General features: G+C 47.7%; 14 protein-coding genes. 2 read left to right on the forward strand and 12 right to left on the reverse strand.

The annotated features are described in order from the left end of the window. Window positions 1–67: 67 nt before the first annotated feature. Window positions 68–1912, reverse strand: coding sequence for an ABC transporter ATP-binding protein (locus MJ611_RS05475; RefSeq protein WP_250428498.1), 1845 nt, complete (start codon window positions 1910–1912; stop codon window positions 68–70). Between the two features lie 164 nt (window positions 1913–2076). On the opposite strand from MJ611_RS05475, the gene MJ611_RS05480 reads away from it, so the two are divergent. Then, window positions 2077–2796, forward strand: a complete 720-nt coding sequence (locus tag MJ611_RS05480; protein ID WP_250428499.1) for a hypothetical protein — start codon at window positions 2077–2079, stop codon at window positions 2794–2796. Window positions 2797–2856: 60 nt separating this feature from the next. Here MJ611_RS05480 and MJ611_RS05485 read toward each other — a convergent pair whose 3' ends face one another. From MJ611_RS05485 to MJ611_RS05505, 5 genes are all read right to left on the reverse strand, one after another. Then, window positions 2857–3477, reverse strand: a complete 621-nt coding sequence (locus tag MJ611_RS05485) for a lipoprotein signal peptidase (protein ID WP_250428500.1) — start codon at window positions 3475–3477, stop codon at window positions 2857–2859. Between the two features lie 102 nt (window positions 3478–3579). Further along, window positions 3580–6927 (reverse strand): isoleucine--tRNA ligase, encoded by a 3348-nt coding sequence (gene ileS, locus MJ611_RS05490; protein WP_250428501.1) that lies wholly within the window; start codon window positions 6925–6927, stop codon window positions 3580–3582. 251 nt (window positions 6928–7178) lie between these two features. Continuing rightward, a complete protein-coding gene (locus tag MJ611_RS05495; protein WP_250428502.1) occupies window positions 7179–7340 on the reverse strand; it encodes a hypothetical protein in 162 nt (53 codons plus the stop codon). Between the two features lie 171 nt (window positions 7341–7511). Further along, window positions 7512–8618 carry a PQQ-dependent sugar dehydrogenase gene (locus MJ611_RS05500; protein ID WP_250428503.1) on the reverse strand — a complete coding sequence of 369 codons (1107 nt, stop codon included), beginning with the start codon at window positions 8616–8618 and terminating at the stop codon, window positions 7512–7514. 376 nt (window positions 8619–8994) lie between these two features. Further along, window positions 8995–10497 (reverse strand): glycine--tRNA ligase, encoded by a 1503-nt coding sequence (locus MJ611_RS05505; protein ID WP_250428504.1) that lies wholly within the window; start codon window positions 10495–10497, stop codon window positions 8995–8997. Between the two features lie 227 nt (window positions 10498–10724). Here MJ611_RS05505 and MJ611_RS05510 point away from each other — a divergent pair, with 227 nt between their 5' ends. Further along, window positions 10725–11861, forward strand: a complete 1137-nt coding sequence (locus MJ611_RS05510) for a hypothetical protein (RefSeq protein ID WP_250428505.1) — start codon at window positions 10725–10727, stop codon at window positions 11859–11861. A gap of 295 nt (window positions 11862–12156) precedes the next feature. Here the strand turns inward: MJ611_RS05510 and MJ611_RS05515 are convergent, their stop codons facing one another. The 6 genes from MJ611_RS05515 to mnmG all read right to left on the reverse strand — a co-directional run bounded on the left by MJ611_RS05515 (window position 12157) and on the right by mnmG (window position 21209). After that, a complete protein-coding gene (locus MJ611_RS05515; RefSeq protein ID WP_250428506.1) occupies window positions 12157–12615 on the reverse strand; it encodes a hypothetical protein in 459 nt (152 codons plus the stop codon). A 77-nt stretch (window positions 12616–12692) separates the two neighbouring features. After that, on the reverse strand, window positions 12693–13199 hold the full coding sequence (locus tag MJ611_RS05520; RefSeq protein WP_250428507.1) for a DUF4385 domain-containing protein: 507 nt from the start codon (window positions 13197–13199) through the stop codon (window positions 12693–12695). A 62-nt stretch (window positions 13200–13261) separates the two neighbouring features. Further along, window positions 13262–15331 (reverse strand): cation:proton antiporter, encoded by a 2070-nt coding sequence (locus MJ611_RS05525; protein WP_250428508.1) that lies wholly within the window; start codon window positions 15329–15331, stop codon window positions 13262–13264. 1437 nt (window positions 15332–16768) lie between these two features. Then, complete coding sequence (locus MJ611_RS05530) at window positions 16769–18382, reverse strand: Ig-like domain-containing protein (RefSeq protein WP_250428509.1); 1614 nt, start codon at window positions 18380–18382, stop codon at window positions 16769–16771. Window positions 18383–18458: 76 nt separating this feature from the next. After that, window positions 18459–19346: a class I SAM-dependent methyltransferase gene (locus tag MJ611_RS05535; RefSeq protein WP_250428510.1), complete on the reverse strand. Its 888-nt coding sequence runs from the start codon at window positions 19344–19346 to the stop codon at window positions 18459–18461. Beyond that, window positions 19347–21209 (reverse strand): tRNA uridine-5-carboxymethylaminomethyl(34) synthesis enzyme MnmG, encoded by a 1863-nt coding sequence (mnmG, locus tag MJ611_RS05540; RefSeq protein WP_250428511.1) that lies wholly within the window; start codon window positions 21207–21209, stop codon window positions 19347–19349. Window positions 21210–21264: the final 55 nt, after the last annotated feature.

A 21264-nucleotide genomic window follows, 5' to 3' on the forward strand; every position in this document is an offset into this window, starting at 1 on the left:
CGAGAACGCGAGTTCGATGCTAGCGAGCGTAGCTCTGAGTGGCAGGGGTGTTTAGACAACTCGTGACTCAAAACTCAGAACTACTCATCGCTCCAGCCTTGATCGCGTCACGTTTCTGTTGGGCAGCAATGATATCTTCGGGCTCTCCTTTTGGGATGGCGCTGATGAGGGTGCGGGTGTATTCCTGCTGCGGGTTGCGGTATAATTGCTCCGGGGTACCGCTCTCCACGATCTGACCTTTGCTCATCACTAGGATCCGATCTGACATGTACTTGGCTACCGACAAATCGTGGGTGATGAAGATGTAGGTCATCTGGAACTCCTGCTTCAGTTTGTTGAGCAGGTTTAGCACCTGCGCCTGCACCGACACGTCCAGCGCTGATACGGATTCATCGCAGATGATGCACTTGGGTTGCAATGCCAGGGCTCTGGCTATGCTGATGCGCTGTCGCTGGCCACCCGAAAATTCATGTGGATAACGTTGGAAATGCTCCGGCAGAAGTCCCACCTTCTCAAGCAGTTCCATTGCTTTTCCACGACGCTCTTTGTCGCTGGCATACAGCTTATGCACGCGCATTGGCTCCATGATGGCTTCACCAACCGTATGCATTGGGTTTAGGGAAGCATACGGATCCTGAAAGATCATCTGGAAGTTGCGCCGGCTTTTGCGCAGCTCTTCGGAGTTCAGTTGGGCAATATCGCGGCCATCAAAAATAATGCGCCCTTCGGTAGGCTCTATCAGCCGGAGCAGCGTACGCCCTAAGGTTGTTTTTCCACAGCCCGACTCGCCTACCAGGCCGATGGTTTCGCCGGGCTGCACCTCGAAGCTGACCCCGTCTACTGCCTTCACGTAGTCTGTGGTGCGGGCAAAAAGGCCTTTCTTGATTGGGAAGTATACTTTCAGGTTTTCCACCTGCAGCAACGGCGGCTTCTGGCTGTTCTCCTGCTTTTGCTTTATGCCTGTAACCGTATTTACATAACCATTGACCACATCCACCAGCGAGGGCTCGTATACTTGCTTTTGCCTTTCTGTGATGTTGCCTTGCTCATCCTCCACCATAAAATCTGACACGGTAGGAAGTATGGATTGGGGCTTTGCAGACAGTTTCGGGCGACAAGCCAGCAGGCCTTTGGTGTAAGGATGTTGCGGGTTGGTAAAGATATCCAGCACCTTGCCCTGCTCCACCAGCTTTCCTTTGTACATCACCAGGATACGGTCGGCAATTTCGGCCACTACGCCCAAATCGTGGGTGATGAAGAGTACGGCGGTGTTTTCCTTTACCCGCAGCTCATCGATCAGCTGCAGCATACGTGCCTGCACCGTTACGTCCAGGGCAGTCGTTGGCTCGTCGGCAATAAGTATACTGGGTTCGCAGGCCATGGCCATGGCAATCATTACGCGCTGCTTCTGCCCACCCGAAATCTCATGTGGATAAGCGTCGTAAATTTTCTCCGGACGAGGCAGCTTCGCCATCTCGAAAAGCTGTATGGTGCGTTCTTTGGCCTCTTTCTCAGAAAGTTTAGTATGCAACAGCAATACCTCCGCCACCTGTTTTCCACAAGTATACACCGGGTTCAGCGACGACATCGGCTCCTGGAAAATCATACTTATCTCGTTGCCTCGGATCTGCTGCATCTGCTTATCCGGCAACTGGAACAGGTCTACCTCACCAAACTTCTCCGACTGGAAGATGGCCTTCCCTCCTGCTATCCGGCCCGGCGGGGTGTTGATCAGCCGCATCACCGATAGCGATGTTACCGACTTACCCGATCCAGACTCTCCTACGATAGCCATTGTCTCGCCCGGGTATATCTCGAACGATACTTTATCCACTGCTTTGGTAATGCCGCGGTGCGTGGAGAAAACGGTTTCCAGGTCGGTTACTTTAAGGATAGGAGTAGGTGTAGCCAAGGGTATTAGAATTTTATGCTTCTGGTAAAAATAAGAGTTTTCGGGTAATTGTTGGTTGTTTTATGTCGATTCTTACAGACATATTGATGAGGTAGTTTGTGCTTTTTAACCAACTATTCTGTCTAATTTACTGGCATTAATAGTAGCTAAGGCATATGACGAACATGAATAGAGAAGAGGAAATAGTTTATCAATTCCTTCTTGATAAAAATTATGAAGATGTTCAACATGAACCGAACTGTCTAGGAAATAACTGCAACATTCCACCTGATTTCTCAATTAAGGGCAATATTGGTATAGAAGTCCGAAGGCTAAATCAGCATCATTTTACCGAGTCTAAAATTGAGCCTTTGGAACAGTTAGATTACAACTTAATACCTAAAATTGACTCTCTCCTCAAATCCTATAATAATAGCCAATTTGAGAAGTCTTCTTTCGTGACAATTAACTTTAAAAGACCAATCAAGGCTGATAAAAACTTTATAAAAAAGTTAAAGCAGGCTTTAGATGAACATTTAAAAAGTTTATCTACTTCTAAGATATTACATTTTGGGAATCTTACATTAAAGTTGCATCCAGCATCAACTTCTCTTGGAAGCGCCTATCATTTAGGAGCTATCGTTGATAGTGATTCAGGAGGAGGAGTTGTTTCTAACATCTATCGAAATCTAGAGATTGTACTTGAAGAAAAGCAAAATAAAGTACGCTCTCATCATAATAGATATGATTCTTGGTGGCTCATTTTAGTTGATTATATCAGCTATGGACTATCAACACATGATTTGGAACAGCTTAACGCACTACCTCAATTTGAGCATTGTTTTGATAAGGTCTTGCTACTTTCTCCTTTGGACGTAACCCATGTAAGTGAAGTTAACCTATAAACAAATAAAAAGCGGCTGCTCCACATGGAACAGCCGCTTTTCTTATACTTTATACTTTGATTAGAATCCTTGTTGTTGCTCAGCCGGTCTTTCTTTAACAGGCTCGTGGTGAGCAAAAAAGCGTTTCTGATTAAACAGGATCAGCAGCACACCAATAAAAATGGCTGAGTCGGCAACGTTAAAGATAGGCCACAGCGACATGGGTTTTCCACCAAGTATAGGCACCCAGTGCGGTACAATGCCTTCCCAGATATCCACATAAAACATATCGATCACCTGCCCGTGGAACCACGGCGTAGAGGAGCCATAAAGCGCGTTATCAAACCATACGCCATAAAAGGTACTGTCGATCAAGTTACCGATGGCGCCGCCCAGAATAAGGGCAATGCACCAGATCAACCCTTTTGGAGCTTTGTGCTTGGCCAGGTAGTACAGGTAATAGCCAATACCAAACATAGCCACCAATCGGAACAAGGTAAGAATAAGCTTGCCGTACTCCGAGCCCAGTTCCACGCCAAAGGCCATGCCCGGGTTCAGCGTATAATGCAGTTTCAGCCAATCATCGATCAGCTTGATCTCGCCTGGCAAACCCATTTCCATGTTGTAATGCACGATCAGCTTTACTGCCTGGTCGATCAGGATAACAATAAGGCTAAGCAGGTAGAATCTCCAATATTTCATGCTCTGTTATTAAGCAGCCAGTAGTATTTAGCTGCAAGTATACTTTAAATAAGTATAAAAGCACCAATCAGGCAGGGCCTAACCGGTGCTTTTAAGTAAATTCTAAGCCAGGGCTTCTGTCCTGATGCGGATGTATACCTGGTACTCATCGATATCCAGCAGCGTGGCATCGGGCAGTTCGTTTACAAACTCGAGGCTCAGTGCCTGCGTTTCAATGGCGATGTAGTCGCGGTAATTTTCCACAGCAGCTACCACTTCAGGGCTTGTAGGTAACAGGGCGATATGGATCTTGTCCTGTACCTCCAGGTTGCTGTCTTTGCGCAGGTTCTGGATACGGTTCACGATATCGCGGGCAATACCTTCCTGCTTCAGCTCTTCGGTGATGGTCACGTCCAGCGCAACCGTCAGTCTGCCTTCGCTGGCCACCAGCCAACCCGGGATATCTTCGGAAGAGATTTCCACATCATCCGGTGTCAGTACTGCTGTTTCATCTTCCGACAGTCTTACCTCAAAACCACCTTCACGCTCCAGGTGCGCAATGTCGTCCTGGTTCATCTGCTGTACGGCAGCGGCCACCAGCTTCATTTTCGGGCCGAACACCTGCCCCAGTTTCTTGAAGTTCGGCTTGATCTTCTTCACCAGGATACCGGACGTATCGTCGATGTACTCTACGTGCTTGATGTTCACTTCGCTCATGATCAGGTCTTCTACTGCCTGTATCTGCTGACGCGTATGCTCATTCAGAACCGGGATCAGGATACGTTGCAGCGGCTGACGCACTTTAATGAAGTGCTTCTTACGCAGCGAGTGCACCAGCGATGAAATGGTCTGGGCCAGCTGCATGCGCTCTTCCAGGTCCTTATCGATAGCGGTGTGCTCTACCTCCGGGTAGTAGGCCAGGTGCACCGATTCTTCTCTGTGCTTGCGGCTTACGTGGTTCAGGTCGCGGTACAGTTGCTCGGTATAGAACGGAGCAATCGGCGACGCAAGCTTGGCAATAACTTCGAGGCAAGTATAAAGTGTCTGGTAAGCAGCGATCTTATCTTCGTTGTACTCGCCTTTCCAGAAACGCTTGCGGTTCAGGCGCACGTACCAGTTGCTCAGGTCGTCTACCACAAAATCCTGGATGGCACGGGCAGCACGCGTCGGATCGTAGTCGTTGAAGTATGTGTCTACGTCTGCTACCAGTGTGTTCAGCTTCGAGATGATCCAGCGGTCGCTTTCGGTTCTGCGCTCCAACGGCACATCCTGCTCGGCATAGGTAAAGTTGTCGAGGTTGGCGTACAGGGCAAAGAACGAGTAGGTATTCTGCAGCGTGCCGAAGAAACGGCGCTGCGTTTCTACCACGCCTTCCGGGTTGAACTTGAGGTTATCCCAAGGCGGGGCATTGGCGATCATGTACCAGCGCACGGCATCCGGGCCATAGGTACCGATCATATCAAACGGATCGATGGCGTTGCCGAGGCGCTTGCTCATCTTGTTGCCGTTCTTGTCCAGCACCAGGCCGTTGGCGATTACGTTTTTGAAAGCCACGCTATCTTCCAGCATCACGCCCAGCGCATGCAGCGTAAAGAACCAACCACGCGTCTGGTCCACACCTTCGGCAATGAAATCAGCCGGGAAGTTCTGACGGAACGTTTCTTCGTTCTCGATCGGGTAGTGCCATTGTGCATAAGGCATGGCACCCGAGTCAAACCAAACGTCGATAAGGTCTGTCTCTCTGTACATTGGCTTTCCAGAATCGCTCACCAGCACGATGTTGTCCACATACGGGCGGTGCAGGTCATTGATCTCTACAGAGGCTTCCATAAAGCCTTTGTCCACGGCCCGGTCGATCTCCTCGCTTAGCTCAGCAATAGAACCGATGCAGATCTCTTCCTCCCCGTCTTCTGTTCTCCAGATCGGCAGTGGCGTACCCCAGTAGCGCGAGCGCGACAGGTTCCAGTCCACCAGGTTCTCCAGCCAGTTACCAAAGCGGCCTGTGCCGGTAGATTCCGGTTTCCAGTTGATGGTCTTGTTCAGTTCGATCAGGCGGTCTTTCACGGCTGTGGTCTTGATGAACCAGCTGTCCAGTGGGTAGTAAAGCACGGGCTTGTCGGTTCTCCAGCAGTGTGGATAGGTGTGCTCGTACTTCTCAACCTTAAATGCCTTGCCTTCTTCTTTCAGTTTGATGGCAATCAGTACATCCGTCGGCTTGTAATCAGTCGCTGACTCGTCTTCGCCGGTGTAGTTCTTCACGTACATGCCGGCAAAGTCAGTCACCTCTTTTACAAAGCGGCCCTGCTTGTCCACGAGCGGCGAAGGTTTGCCGTTCTCGTCCAGTACCAGCAGCGCCGGAATGTCGTTCTGGGCAGCTACCCTGAAGTCGTCGGCACCAAAGGTTGGCGAGATGTGTACGATACCAGTACCGTCTTCTGTCGTAACGAAGTCACCTACTACCACACGGAAAGCAGGCTTGTCCGGCTGCACGTATGGCATCAGCTGGTGGTACTCCACGCCGGCCAGGTCAGCGCCCGTAAATTCTTCAACTACTTTATAAGGGATCAGCTTATCGCCGGAGCTATAGTCGGTCAGGGCCAGGTCAGCAGCTTTCGGGTTGAAGAAGCGGCTCACGAGGTCTTTGGCAAGTATAACCGAGATCGGCTCGTAGGTGTACGGGTTGTAAGTCTTAACCTTTACATACTTGATACCCTTACCAACAGCCAGGGCCGTGTTGGCAGGTAGCGTCCAAGGCGTGGTGGTCCAGGCCAGGAAGTATACTTTCTCCTCCTCGTATTCGAACAGGAACATGTTGCGGGTGATCTTCTTCACCTCGAACTGCGCCACGATGGTCGTGTCCTTTACCATTTTGTAGCAGCCTGGCTGGTTCAGCTCGTGCGAGCTCAGACCGGTACCGGCACCCGGCGAGTATGGCTGGATGGTATAGCCTTTGTACAACAGGTCTTTGTCGTAAAGTTTTTTGAGCAGCGCCCACACCGACTCGATGTATTCGTTCTCGAAAGTGATGTACGGGTTGTTCAGGTCTACCCAGTAGCCCATCTTCTCGGTCAGGTCGTCCCACTGGCTTTTGAAGCGCATTACCGTTTCGCGGCAACGCTGGTTATACTCCTCTACCGTGATCTTCTTGCCGATATCTTCTTTTGTAATGCCCAGTTCCTTTTCTACCTGCAGCTCTACCGGAAGGCCGTGCGTATCCCAGCCACCTTTGCGGTTTACCTGGTAGCCTTTCAAAGTTTTATAGCGGCAGAAAATATCTTTCACAGCACGGGCCATCACGTGGTGAATGCCCGGCGTACCGTTGGCAGAAGGCGGACCTTCAAAAAACACGAAAGGATCGTTTCCTTCTCTTGTAGCGACTGACTTCTCGAAGATGCGGTGCTCTTTCCAGAAAGCCAGTACGTCCTCGCCCAGTTGAGCGTAGTTCAGGTTCTTATACTCGTTATACTTCACCGTTTTCAGGTTTATCTTAATCTCACGAATTCACTCTTGCCATGTAAGGGTGGGTAACCTAGAACCGGCAGGTTTAAAGGCTATACTTCCTTAGTGGACTACAAGCGGTAAAGTTAGGCAATTTTGCTCATTCTTATAAACTCAAGATGGCACAGCTTTACCGCTTTAGCATAACATTGCCGGAGAGTTTTAAGTGCTATAACAGAAAAAGCCCCGATTTTCGGGGCTATGTGGTCTGAAATGGATCAGGATTAGCTTTTCTTTTTGGAGGATGGACTCTTGGATTTGCTTTCGGGAATACAGTTGGGTACCTGTTTGCCATTTTTGTCTTTCATTCCTGCTTGTTCGTAGCCCTTCCAGCACGGGTCCTTATCGGATGATTTGTTGCCAGTTGATTTTGATGTGTTTGCCATAGCCTTATAGTTTGATTGTTGTAGTATGCATATGCTTTCTATCAGATCAACCAATCTGTACCGGTTGTGTTTAGATTCTCTGCAAAACAAACCAGATACTAAAGTTGAAAAGTACACTCTAAAACATCAAAATAATAAGGCTGGAGCCAAACTTGTGCAGTTTTTCAACAGCTAATTGCCCCGGCTTATCTCTATAACTTTATCGTTGGAGCCATTACTGGTCGCTACATATACCTTACCATTCGGAGCAACTAACACATCGCGCAAACGGCCATACTTGCTCCGGTAAAACTCATTTGTCTCTGTGATCTCGTTGCCGTCGTCGCTTAGCTTGAACTGGTAAAGGGTATTGTCTTTGAGCGTGGCTACCAGCAGCGAATGCTTCCATTGTGGAATCTGGTCATGGTTATAGTAATCCATTCCGCTGACAGCTATAGTGGGCGTATAACTCTTGAGCGGTTCCACTACTTTATTTTCTTCACAAAAGGCCCGTTCATCTGCATCGCAAAAGCCATTCACATTGGGCCAGCCGTGGTTCCGCCCTTTCTGTATCAGGTTGATCTCATCGTCCTGACTTGGACCGTGCTCGCTGCTGTAGAGCGTAGTGCCAACCAGAACCAGGCCCTGCGCATTACGGTGGCCAAAACTCCAAACCGGGTTGCCACTAATCGGATTATCAGTTGGAATAGAACCATCCAGGTTGATACGCAAGATCTTTCCATTCAGGGCGGCTGTGTTCTGCGCCGAAGCAGGACTGGCCGCATCTCCTGTGGTAATGAAGAGCTTCAGATCGGGAGTTATCAGAAGCCTGCTACCGTTGTGGATATTTGCTGCTGCAATGTTATCTACCAACACCACCGGATTCACCAGCGAAGTGCCGTTATACCTGTACTTTACTACTTTCTCTGTGTAGGTGCCTGATCTGTTGTAGTTGTACACCAGGAATACCTCCGGGTTAGCATCGAAATTCGGGTGAAGCGCCATTCCCAGCAAGCCCCCCTCTCCTCTTGCTTCTACTTCCTTTATGGTGGCGACCTCTGTTACAGCTCCGGTTTCAGGATCAATGCGGCTGACTCTTCCGCCACGCTCCGTCATCCAGATGTTATTATCTGGTCCCAAAACCAGCTCCCACGGGTAATTAAGGCCTTCTGCAAGCACTTTATCCACCAGTTCTGCATCTGAAAGTTGCGGGGCAGGCTGATCATTCGCGTTGTTTCCGTTACAGGCAGATTGCAGTACCAGGCTGAAGAGAAGGTATAATTTGAACCATTTATACATAGCCGCACAGTATTAGATCAATAACACTCTTTCTAACTTTCACCGGAATAAAAGGTTCAGGTGTCGGAGTGATTTGTAGCTACGATGGAGAACTTAATGGCAGCAGAAAAGCAAAGGAGTCAGTTTATAAACTTAAGTATAAATTGCTTTTGCGTTGCTTAGCGAATGATTTCTGGAAAATTTTCCACACGGTGATGGCACGATAAGCAAGTATAGCAGATTCTATACATTAACATAATAAAAGCACTTAGAGGCAAAAATGATAGATATTCCCTCCTATCAAAGCTTCATACTTATCAAATATGTTGTTGAAGGCAGAAACAAAAAAGCCGAAGGCACAGGTCCTTCGGCTTTTTGAATTGGTTATACTTTATACTTAAGCCAGCTTTTCAAAGATGCTCTTGAAGCTGACGGCTCTCTCGATGTAGCTCTTCAGCTCGCTGATTGGCATGCGCACCTGCTCACGGCTGTCGCGGTCGCGTACGGTAACGGTGTCGTTCTCCAGCGTCTCGTAGTCTACGGCAATACAGAACGGCGTACCGATCAGATCCTGGCGGGTGTAACGCTTGCCAATGGTGTCACGCTCTTCGTAGATCAGGTTGAAATCATACTTCAGCGAGTCGAAGATCTCGGTTGCTTTTTCTGGCAGGCCGCCTTTCTTCACCAGCGGCAGGATAGCAGCTTTAACAGGAGCCAGCGCAGGGTGGAACTTCAGGAATGTACGTGTTTTTACAGCATCGCCTTCGGTAATCTCTTCTTCCTGGTAGGCATTGCAGAGCGTCATCAGGAACAGGCGGTCGGCGCCGGCTGAGGTTTCGATCACGTAAGGAATGTAGTTGCCGTACGGCTTGCCTTCCTCGTTCAGGTCATTGTCGAAGTACTGTATCTTCTTCTTGCTCAGCTCCTGGTGCTGGGTCAGGTCGAAGTCGGTGCGGGAGTGGATACCTTCCACTTCTTTGAAACCGAACGGGAATTTATACTCGATATCCACAGCGGCGTTGGCGTAGTGCGCCAGCTTTTCGTGGTCGTGGTAGCGCAGGTCCGTGGCCGGAATACCGATAGCCTCGTGCCACTTCTTACGGGCTTCCTTCCACTGGTTGTACCACTCCATCTCGGTGCCAGGACGTACAAAGAACTGCATCTCCATCTGCTCAAACTCGCGCATACGGAAGATGAACTGACGCGCCACGATCTCGTTACGGAAGGCTTTACCGATCTGGGCAATACCAAAAGGCACTTTCATGCGGCCAGTCTTCTGCACGTTCAGGAAGTTCACAAAGATACCTTGGGCTGTTTCCGGGCGCAGGTAAATGGTCTGCGATTCCTCGGCTACGGAGCCTACCTGGGTAGAGAACATCAGGTTGAACTGGCGTACCTCTGTCCAGTTGCTGGTGCCAGAGATCGGGCATTTTATTTCTTCACGGATGATGAGCTCGCGCACACCTTCTAGGTTTTCTGTTTCGAGCAGCCTGCCCATTTCAGCCAGCAGGGCACCGGATTCTTCTACTTTGCCTTCGTTCTCCAGCTGAGCAGCTTTCTCTTCGATCAGCACGTCGGCACGGTAGCGCTTCTTCGAATCCTTGTTATCGATCATCGGGTCGTTGAAGCTGTCGATGTGGCCGGAAGCTTTCCAGGTAAGCGGGTGCATGAAAATAGCCGCATCCAGACCTACTACGTTCTGGTTGAGCTGGGTCATGCATTTCCACCACAGGTTCTTGATGTTGTTCTTCAATTCAACACCCATCTGCCCGTAGTCATACACGGCTTGCAGGCCATCGTAGATCTCACTGGATGGAAATACAAAGCCGTATTCCTTCGCGTGCGAGATGATATCTTTTAATTGTGCGTTTTCTACAGTTGTTTTCTCTTGTGTCGCCATAGGTGCAAAGATAGCTTAATACGCATTGATTATGCCATACGTCTTTTATACTTTTTAGCCGCTCCTGTTGCCTTTTTTTACGCTAAACCTTTCTTTTTTAAGGAACAACAACGTGAAGGAGCCTTAATTGGTGTGTGTTAACAATTTCTTAACATTGAGCAAACTTACCTTAGCTGTGTTTGGAGTAACTTTGCACCGTTTTTTTATATCTCACTCATACTTAACTAATGCCTAAGACTAAAAAACATCCGAAGCACGTTGTGCCGGCACAGCCACATAAATTTACCAAAAGGTATAGTTTGGTTGATGTTGTTCTTCAGAAGGAAAAGAAATTCTTATACTTCATCGCTATTTCACTTATAGTTGCGGGAGCTGTCTATCCTTACCCATCTATAGCAATGTGGGTAGGTTTTGCTTTTGCAGGTTACTCTGCCATTGCCAACGATAGTATCCAGACCATCGGTACGTTCATCGGTTCTAACGAAGACAAGAAATGGTACTGGCAGTGGTTATTCATGGGCCTGATCTTCGTTGCCACTGTATCCTATAGCTGGTATACCTTCAATGGTGACGTTACTTACGAGCGACTGGCAACAAAGGGTCTTGATCAGACACCAACCAGCTTTGTATACCTGCAGTTGGCTTCCCCTATTATCCTGCTGCTTTTAACACGCTTCCGTATTCCGGTATCTACTACGTTTATGCTGCTGAGTGTTTTCACGGCTACTTCGGGTACTATCATCAGCATGGTTAATAAAAGCTTGCTAGGCTACTTTGCGGCCTTTATCTCAGCACTTGTTATTTACCTGCTGCTTTCTAAAGTTATCAAACGCTTCATCAAAGGCGAAGCACATGCTTTCTGGACAGTAGCGCAATGGGTGATCAGTGGTTTCCTGTGGTATATCTGGCTGGCTCAGGATCTGGCCAATATTGCCGTTTACCTGCCACGCCAGATGAACGTGTATGAATTCCTTGCCTTTACTGGTTTTATTTTCCTTGGTCTGGGCTTCCTTTTCTATAAGAAAGGCGATAAGATCCAGAATGTGATCAACGAGAAATCAGAAGTACGTGATGTTAGAAGCGCGACTATCATTGACCTGGTGTACTCGCTTATACTTTACTACTTCAAGGAAGTAAACAATATTCCGATGAGTACGACCTGGGTGTTTGTTGGTTTGCTTGCCGGCCGTGAGTTAGGTATGCGCCTGCGTGCCCACGACAGCACCGAGAAGTTTGCCAAGACTTTCAACCTGATCTTCAAAGACATCATTTCGGTAACGATTGGTCTTATTATCTCTATCATACTTGCTGTGGCCATCAACCCGGTAATTCAGGAAGAGATTATGAACTTCCTGTTCAAATAACCTTCTTGATCTATCAACATAAAAAGCCCGGTAATTACCGGGCTTTTTCATTTTATACTTCCACTGCAGCTGTGTATAAACTGGCATAAGTATACTTTCCTTGCATTTATACTTCGCCCGTTTCAGCTACTCTGACTGCATTTTCCGGTATACTTTCCACAGTACGGCCTGTCCTTAAACGGGCAGCTTTTCCACCAGGTATAAATCTTTATACTTTGCTTGCTGCTGCTTTAAAACAACAAGCCCCGGTTACTTGATGCAACCGGGGCTCGTTGTTTATACTTTATACTTGGTTCTATTTCTCAGGCCAAACCACTTCCAGGTTGTCGTTGATAAACACCCCGAAGTTTACTGCGATCAGTTGGTCTTCGTCGAAGTAGAGGTCGATCATTTCTTTCTCGTAGGAAATACGGGTTTCGCCGGTTTCCATTTCCTCTTCTTCTATATCGGTAATGTTGTTATCGCTGAAAAGTTGCTTGATCTGTACCTGGCTCATTTCAAAAATGCGCTCACCCCAAAGTTGCACATCGCGGTTGGCCGTTTCGATGCAGCTAAGTTTATAGTCATCTTCTTTATCGAAGTACAGCGAGTAACCCTCTTCCCAATAATTCCAGGCCTGGTGTTCGAACTCATCATCTTCGTCAGACTCTTCGATTTCTTCCGGCTCACCCAGCAGCTCCTCTACTTCTTCCATTGTCAGGCCAAACTTGATCTTACCAAGCCCTTTGCCTAACCTGATGTCTTTGTTGATCATGTTAATGTGTTGGTTATCTTGTTTTACAAAGATATGTGAAATACTGTTTCTTAGGTACAAGGTTACAGCTAAATCTGTTACTGTACATACTTGTGTGTAAAACTTTCTTTGAGCAGCTGATATTGCTTGTTTTGCTTCGCCTCCTGCCATTTCGCTTTGAATATGGCAGCCGATTCTGCTTTAACTGGATCCGGCTCGCGTGGCAGTTCCTCTCTGCCATGTGCGCCGCTTTGTCCTTTTTTATCGTCGGGCACGGGCCCGTTATACTTCTTGCCGGTCTTGTGGTTGGCATAGCGCCTGGAGCGCGTGTAGCCCATCTGCAGAAATTTTCGGGCCATATCCGCGCCTACAAAGTCATCTGCCTCCAGGTAGTCGAGGAACAGCTGGTATATTTTTTCCGAAGATGCACGGGCTATGTCGGGTGTTTTAAAGCGCCAGTGCGGTAGTATCTCGGATTTGTATGGCTCTACCAGCAACACCCCCTGCTCCCCTTTTCCTACCCTGTAAAGCTCCGGATGCTTCCTGAAATCAGTCTTGCTGAAATCAAGCTCGTAGTTGAACGCTTTTCCCTGGTCTGGTTTCATACTATATCAGCAGCTCGGTTTATCTTACACTGGTTTGTAGTATGTCTTTTCTCTCTCCGGAATTAGTACTTGATCTCTTCTTCTGTGTAGAAGGAGCTCTGTAACTGGTTGTCCTGGTAGAGAGACGGGTGCTGTTCCGGGTAAATAATGATAAAGCTGTTTTCTTTGTAGTTCCTGGAAAGCACACGTGGTATGTAATCGAGCTCGCCTTTGTAGGAAACGGTACCCCTGCGTGCGGATATAACCACCAGCATATCGTCTTTTGTCAGTTGGGCCCGCATCTCTTCCATCTCGGTAACGGCCATCATGGGCACAAACTCTGCTTCTACCGCCGGACGTGCTCCCTTCAGGGCCATTCTGATCTTGTTTAGCGTGCGTCTCCTGCCTCTGAAGATCAGTTTGGCCCCAAGCTGTGTTGAGAGCAGCCGAAGCGATCTGAGCCACCTTAAATAGCCTCTTTCCAGGTCAGCGTTCAGCGGAACGATCACGAAGATGCGGCGGGTCGTATTCAGTGGCTGCACAATTTTACTTACCAGGATCATCTGCTCCGTATTTTCCAGCAGGCTGTCTACCACGGTGCCAAACACCCTGTCGCGTGTCGTTATTTTGGCGTTCCAACCTATTACCACCTCTGTTATCATCAACTCCTTCATGGCCCGGAGTATGCCGCTTGCCACGTTGATGTCGATCTTTGATACCAGTTGCACGTCGCTGTCGCTTGCTGCAGCATGTTTAATGGCTTCCTGCAGCATTTTATTCTTCTTGTAGATCTCTTCCTCGGCATGCTCGTTATCGATTACTACAGCCAGCGGATAGATGGGTTCGTGGTAATCCGGGTTCTTTAACACGATGGCCAGGTCCACCAGGCTCTCTATGGTAGAGGGGTTGGCTATGGGCACCATGATCCTGTCCGGCTTTTCGCTGAGGTCCGGTTTTTTGCGGCTTTCGAAAATGGCCAGTGCCCGTGCTGCTTTTTCTGTTATAAACGAACTGCTGAGGGAAGTTGCCAGGATTAGCACCACGGTCAGGTTCAGCGCTGTTTCTCCGATAATGCCCAGGTCATAACCTACCAGGATCACCGCCAGTGTTGCAGCCGCTCTTGCCGTACTTAGTCCGAACATCAGGTTCCGCTGAACAACGGAATAGCCGTAAAGCTTTTGCATGATGTAGGTAGGCAGCCATTTTGTTGCCAGGGCAAGCACCACAATCACAATGGCCATCACGAGTGTTTCCCATCCTTCCAGCAGCACGCTTACATCAACCAACATACCTACACTTATCAGGAAGAATGGAATGAAGATGTTGTTTCCTACAAACTCCAGCCTGTTCATCAGGGCTGAAGTATGTGGTATGAGTTGGTTAAGTGCCAGACCTGCCAGGAAAGCGCCCAGGATTGCCTCTACCCCTGCCAGCTCCGCCAGAAATGCCGCTGCAAATACGAGTGTCAGAACAAAAATGAATTGTGCTCCCTTTTCACTCTCGATCTGCTTGAAAAACCATCTGGCAATGATAGGAAAGACGAATAAGACGATGCCTACAAATATGGCCAGCGACACCACGAGCTTTATCCAATAACCTACTCCTATGTTGCCTTGTGCCACACCTGCCACTACTGCCAATACCAACAGAACGGCTGTATCGGTTATGATCGTCCCTCCTATGGTCACGGTAATCGCTTCGTTTTTTGTGAGCCCCATTCTACTTACTATGGGGTAAGCCAGCAAGGTGTGTGAGGCAAACATACAGGAGAGCAATACAGCTGAGTTGATGGGATAGGCATAGCCATAGAAGAACACAAGTGTACCTGTAATAATGGGTATCAGAAATGTCAGGGCGCCGTACACCAGGCTTCTTACTTTTGTTTTCTTGAAACCGATCATGTCCATTTCCAACCCTGCCAGGAACATGATGTATAATATGCCCACTGTTCCAAACAAGATCATACTTGCGTCCCGGTGCAGTAAATTGAATCCGTTTGGCCCTACCAATACGCCTGCTATGATCATACCAATGATGCCTGGTACGCGCAACCTGTTTAAGATGATCGGTGCTATAAGTATGATGAGAAGAACCAGCGTAAAGATTAAGACAGGATCTTCGAATGGTGGTGTGAGCTTTAATAATAATCTCATGCGTTATGGGTTTTGCTTTTGCGCTATCTAGCCTAAAGATACAGATTTTCTTTTTGTCGGTTTTTTGCTCCATTCTTTATCATTTCCGGGCTTTTTCCCTGCCTTTCCACACTTTTCAAACCTTAACAATTTTAATTAGATAAGTTTTTAAAAGAATTCTTCTTTCATTATTTAGGCTGTTCATAAGTTGATAAGTTCTCCTTGAGTACTCATTTGCGCATAACTTGTTTACAGGTGTATTCTTGTTCACTTAGCTTCCCACACTGCCTTTTCTTTCAAGCTATACTGTGTCAGCTTTTTAAGTAGCTTTTCCACTTTTTACCTGTTTTTGTGTATTTCTTTTTTCACACTTCTCATTTGCGTGGAAAAGTGATTTTACGGGCCTCACTTGTGCACCTGTTTCCACTTTTTGAAGGTTATCTGGGGTGCTTTGACCCTGGTTGATCGGGTGCCTTTTGGAGTTATCAGATTTTACCCACTTTTATCCACACTTATACCCACCCTTTCTGTTGATTACTCCACAATGGGTATTTTGAGGCATTTTATTCCCATTTTCATGTTTCTGTAGTCTTTTGCTTACGCACATCTGTGTGTTTCTAGTTATGCTTTTGTTTCACGAACTTATAGGGATGTGTTGAGTGCTCTGATTCTGGAAAGGGCAAAGTGATTCTGCTAACGCCGAGGTCTCTGCTTCAAGGAAAACATCAGGGAATGTCGTGAGGTTGGTCGACGCTGTGCCTGGTAAGCCATACCTGCCTGATCAGGAACGGTTAGCTCCATGCTACCTGCACCAGATTGATACTTAATCAAAGGCAATTCAGTAAGGTTACTGACCTTGATAGGTATGCATTATTATTGCTGTTGCGGCAAGCCAGTACCCTATCAAGTGGGGCAAACACTATCCTTAGCAAACAGCTTGGTAGCACGAGTGAAAAGTAAACGGTTCAGGAAAACTAAATTTTGTCAGGTAGGTCTTCGATTTTATGTAAGACTTCAGATGTGATCTGAACGACGCCCCTTATGGATTGATGTTATCTTGTAGCAGAACGAATCTATTCGGAAGTGTGAAGCCATATTTGTGTGTGTCGTGATGTTGGAGAAATATCGTTTGCTTTCTTTGTCTATTGAGTAGCTGTTCTAAAGCAACTACCTCAGTTAGCTTCCAACTATAGTTGATGTATTATTATTTGATCTCATCTATCGGTTTCTCCATCTTACTTCAGTTGATCATCTTTATCAGAGGCCTGTCATTTTCATCGGCTATTACACACTTCTGTAGCAATCACAGCTGTTGATTTCTCTGTGGTTTTCTACTTAGCAGTTGCATTCATTGCCTTTATTATGGTTTTGTCCACACTACAGATCCTGTTGCTATGGGCTTAAACAAAAAGAGGAGGCGGATGTACCGCCTCCTCTTTTTGTTTATTTTTCCTCTGTTTAAAACTCGAGCTTTACGCCTTCCATTTCCCAGTTAGCCCGTATGTCTAATGGCTTTGGGTAGAGGTATACTTTCTCTGCTGCCCTTTTCAATTCCGGATCTGCAGCGGTCCATTTGCCATCTTTGTTCTCATCCACCAATACCCGCAGGTAATAGTTACCGGGTTCTATGTTCCGGAAGTTAAAGGTACTCTTGTTTCTTATCTGCTGTACGGGTTTATACTTGTCGTTCAGGAGTTCAATGGTGTAAGACGTTTCTTTGGTAGTCACTGTGCCCTTTACACTTCCGGCTCCTCTGTTTTCGGCAATGGTGATGGGCAGCCTTGGAAACCGCAGGCCTGTTCCTTGAACCGGCACGATACCCAGACTGTCTAGGGCAAGGCTTATCTGGCCTTTGTTTCCGTTCACGGCCGGCAAGGTGAAGGTCATCTCCGTAGCTGTTCTATCCAGGCTTACTTCCTCCGGGTACTTGAGCTTACGAAGCACAAGGCTATCTGCCATTATACTTACCGGCTCTTTTGATGTAATGCGTACTGGTGTTTCCAGCTCTATTGTAATTGCCTGGCCTACCCTGTAATTTCCTGCGGTTGCTGCTTGTGTTTGTTTCAGCTGAGCTCCTTTTATGCGCTGCGCCCGCTTCCCTTCGAAAGCAATTTTCAGGGTATCTGTGGTTCTGTTACCTGCAGAGTCCAAGGCAGTAAGTACAACCTCTCCTCCACTAAACACTTTTCCGCCGAAAATATCGATTGCCTTCCCATCGGTTCCTATTTTATAGATAAGCGAGTCTTTCGGGCTCTGTGCGGGTGCTCCTGAAAAGGAACTTATGCCTTCGTTGTAGTTGGCTACAAAGCGATCGGTGAAGTTTTCGCGACGCTGCAGGATCGGCTTTTTCGTGTCCAGTTTTACTGTTTGCAGTGCTACTTCCTGCGGTTGTGGGGTGATGTTTACCGCTTGCGTGAGGTAGGCTACTTTCTCACTTTCGCTGTCGTAAATGGCGTTGTTGTTCTTATCTATCAACGCATAGATCCTGTATGGTCCTTCTTTAATATTTTCAAAGCTGAACTCGCCTGCTGCGCTTGTTTGTGTCTGATAATACGGGCGGCTCTTGCGGATATCGGTTGTATCTCCTGCCGGATACAGGGCAACGACAGCTTCCTTTTCCGGCGCCTGCGTTAGCAGATCCACTACTTTGCCACTCACCCTGCTGGAGTCTATGAAGGCTCCGGTGCTAAAGGTAAGCTGCAGATTTTCGGCTATGTTCTTTTCTGTTATATCCTGTACTCCTTTTCGGAAGTTGAAGGTATAAGTTGTATTCTGTTCCAGTGGTTGATCGAACGTGAGCTCCATTCGCTCTCTATTGGTTCGCACCTTATAATTGTTTTCGGTAAAAGGTGTGATGAGCAGTTCCCGCTGGAGATTGTTCGGCTGTACTTCCTCATCAAACTCAAGTGTGATGGTTTGGGTGTTGACGTTGAGTGCCTGGTTCTTTGGGTTGCTGTTCTTTAGCGTCGGAGAAGCTGTGTCTTTCTCCCCTCCTTCCGGTGTACTGATAGAAGCACAAGATGTAACTGCTGCGATGGTAGCCGAAGCAAAAAATGTGTTGAAAAACTTCATGCTATAGTTCGTTTAAAAGAAAAACAGGCAAACTTTCGCTTGCCTTGTTCTGTTTTGTCCACAATTGTTTTTGCACTTATTTCCGCTTTGCCACAAAGATCAGGCTGGAATAATCGTTGCCGTTTTTCTCTGCATAGCTATTCGACTTATACCCATTCAGCACACTGCTGATCATTTTGGTTTTACCTTCTTTGTGTTTTTCGCTCAGCAGGCTCACATAGTAGGCATCAAATTTCATGGGCAGTACCTCGTCCAGTTTCATTTTGTGCTTCTTCAGAAAACGCTTCATGCTGTTCTGTGTGAAGTGGTACAAGTGGCGCGGTACATCGTAGGCTGCCCATAATTCGCGGTACTGTTTGGCATCATGCGAGTCAGCGTTCGGAACCGCTATGATCAGCACCCCGTCTTCCTGCAGCAGCGATATCAGCTGTTCCATTGTTTCGTTTAGCGTATGCACATGTTCCAGTACATGCCACAACGTTATCACATCAAACTTATGGTCTTTTACCTGGTCCAGTGTTGCGGCTATTGCTTCTCCGGTCTGTGAGGCTGCTATTTCCCTGGCTTTGGCTGTAGGCTCAACGCCGCTTATCTGCCAGCCGTCTTTTTTACACGCGGTCAGGAAAACACCTGTTCCGCAACCATAGTCCAGTATGCGGCCTTTGTTTGGCGAGTGCCTGTTGATAAGCTCTACTTTCTGTTTGGTAGTAATAGAGCGCACCACATGGTACGCTCTGTTGATAATGCCAGTCTTTGTGTTGCTGTGCGATATGTAATCTTCGGATTCGTAGTACCTTCCTATACTTTCCGAATCAGGCCTTGGGTTGGTAAACTTGAACGTACAGTTCTCGCACTCCACAATCACGAAGCTCTCTTTTGATACAGAATTATCTGTTACTACTAAAAAGTTTTTGAAATCTTCTTTGCCACAGATCGGGCAGTGTTCCAGTCTTTCGTAGCTCATTTATTTTCCTAAGTATACCATCAACACAGATATATCAGCTGGCGAAACGCCACTGATGCGGGAAGCCTGTCCTATTGTTTCAGGATTAACTTTCAGTAGCTTTTCTTTTGCTTCTGCTGACAAGGCCGGGATGTTTCGGTAGTCGATCTTTTCTTTTATAACGTAGTTCTCAAGTTCGCTCATCTTCGAAGCCATTGCATATTCTTTTTCAATGTAGCTTTCATACTTCACTGCAATCTCAGCCTGCTCTACGCTGTCGGCTTTGAACTTGCTCAGGTATTCGGCTATACTTGGTACGGCTGCCGCAATATGCTTTATCTCGATGTTTGGTCGCTTGATCAACTGGCCTGCACGCTGCTTTTCTACGATCGGAGCAGATCCCATACTTTCTAGCATGCTGTTGATATCTCCTGGCTCAAGCGGCTTGTTATTTAAATAGGCAATGATTTCAGCTGTCTCTTCTATCTTCTTATCCACAGCCTTCATGCGGCTTTCATCTGCTAGCCCCAGCTCATATCCCAACTTAGTCAGGCGGATATCTGCATTATCCTGGCGCAGTAGGATACGGTGCTCGGCACGTGAAGTGAACATACGGTATGGCTCTTCGGTGCCTTTGTTTACCAAGTCATCGATCAACACGCCTATGTATGCTTCCGATCTCTTTAGTACAAACGGAGCTTTGTCGTTTATCTTGTTGTGTGCGTTGATGCCGGCCATCAAGCCCTGGCAAGCTGCTTCCTCGTAACCGGTGGTTCCGTTTATCTGGCCTGCAAAGTATAAGTTCTCCACCAGCTTTGTTTCCAGTGTTAGGTTCAATTGCGTTGGTGGAAAGAAGTCGTACTCGATGGCATAGCCCGGGCGGAACATCTTGGCATTTTCAAATCCAACGATCTTACGAAGCGCTTTTAGCTGCACGTCTTCCGGCAGTGAGCTGGAGAAGCCGTTCACGTATACTTCCACGGTGTTCCATCCTTCCGGTTCCACGAAGATCTGGTGACGGTCACGGTCGGCAAAGCGGTTGATCTTGTCTTCTATACTTGGGCAGTAACGCGGGCCAAGACCCTGAATACGGCCCTGGAACATCGGAGACTTTTCGAAGCCGGTTTTCAGGATCTCGTGAACTTCTGAATTGGTGTAGGTGATGTAGCAGCTGCGCTGGTTCTGAAGTGGAGTGGTTTCGGTGTAGGAAAACTTCGATGGGTTCTCGTCACCGAATTGCTCTTCCATGCGGCTGTAGTCAAGCGAACGTCCGTCCACACGCGGAGGAGTTCCGGTCTTCATGCGGCCTGCTTCAAAGCCCAGTTCAATGAGTTGTTCGGTAATGCCCTTGGCTGATTTCTCAGCGGCTCTGCCCCCACCTAGTTGCTTCTCACCGATGTGGATAATACCATTCAAAAACGTGCCATTCGTTAATACAACGGCCTTGGCACGTATGTTTATCCCCAGGCTGGTGCGCACGCCAACGGCTCTTCCACCCTCTACCAAAATGCCGGTGACCATCTCCTGCCAGAAGTCAACATTCTCTGTTTGCTCCAGGCTCAGGCGCCATGCTTCGGCAAAACGCATGCGATCACTCTGTGCTCGCGGGCTCCACATGGCCGGACCTTTTGATTTGTTCAGCATGCGGAACTGGATCATGGTCTCGTCGGTGATGATGCCGCTCATACCTCCCAGTGCGTCCACTTCCCGAACAATCTGCCCTTTTGCCACGCCACCCATTGCCGGGTTGCATGACATTTGGGCAATGGTGTTCATGTTCATGGTGGCAAGCAACACTTTCGAACCCATTTTGGCAGCGGCGGCGGCGGCTTCACAGCCTGCATGCCCGGCTCCCACAACTATAATATCGTATTCAGCAAACATGTATTCTGATTTTAGAGATGTTTCACGTGAAACATCTGCTTGAGGTAGGTAATTC

It is taken from the genome of Pontibacter ruber, from assembly GCF_023630205.1.
In the GTDB taxonomy this organism is placed as follows: Bacteria; Bacteroidota; Bacteroidia; order Cytophagales; family Hymenobacteraceae; genus Pontibacter; species Pontibacter ruber.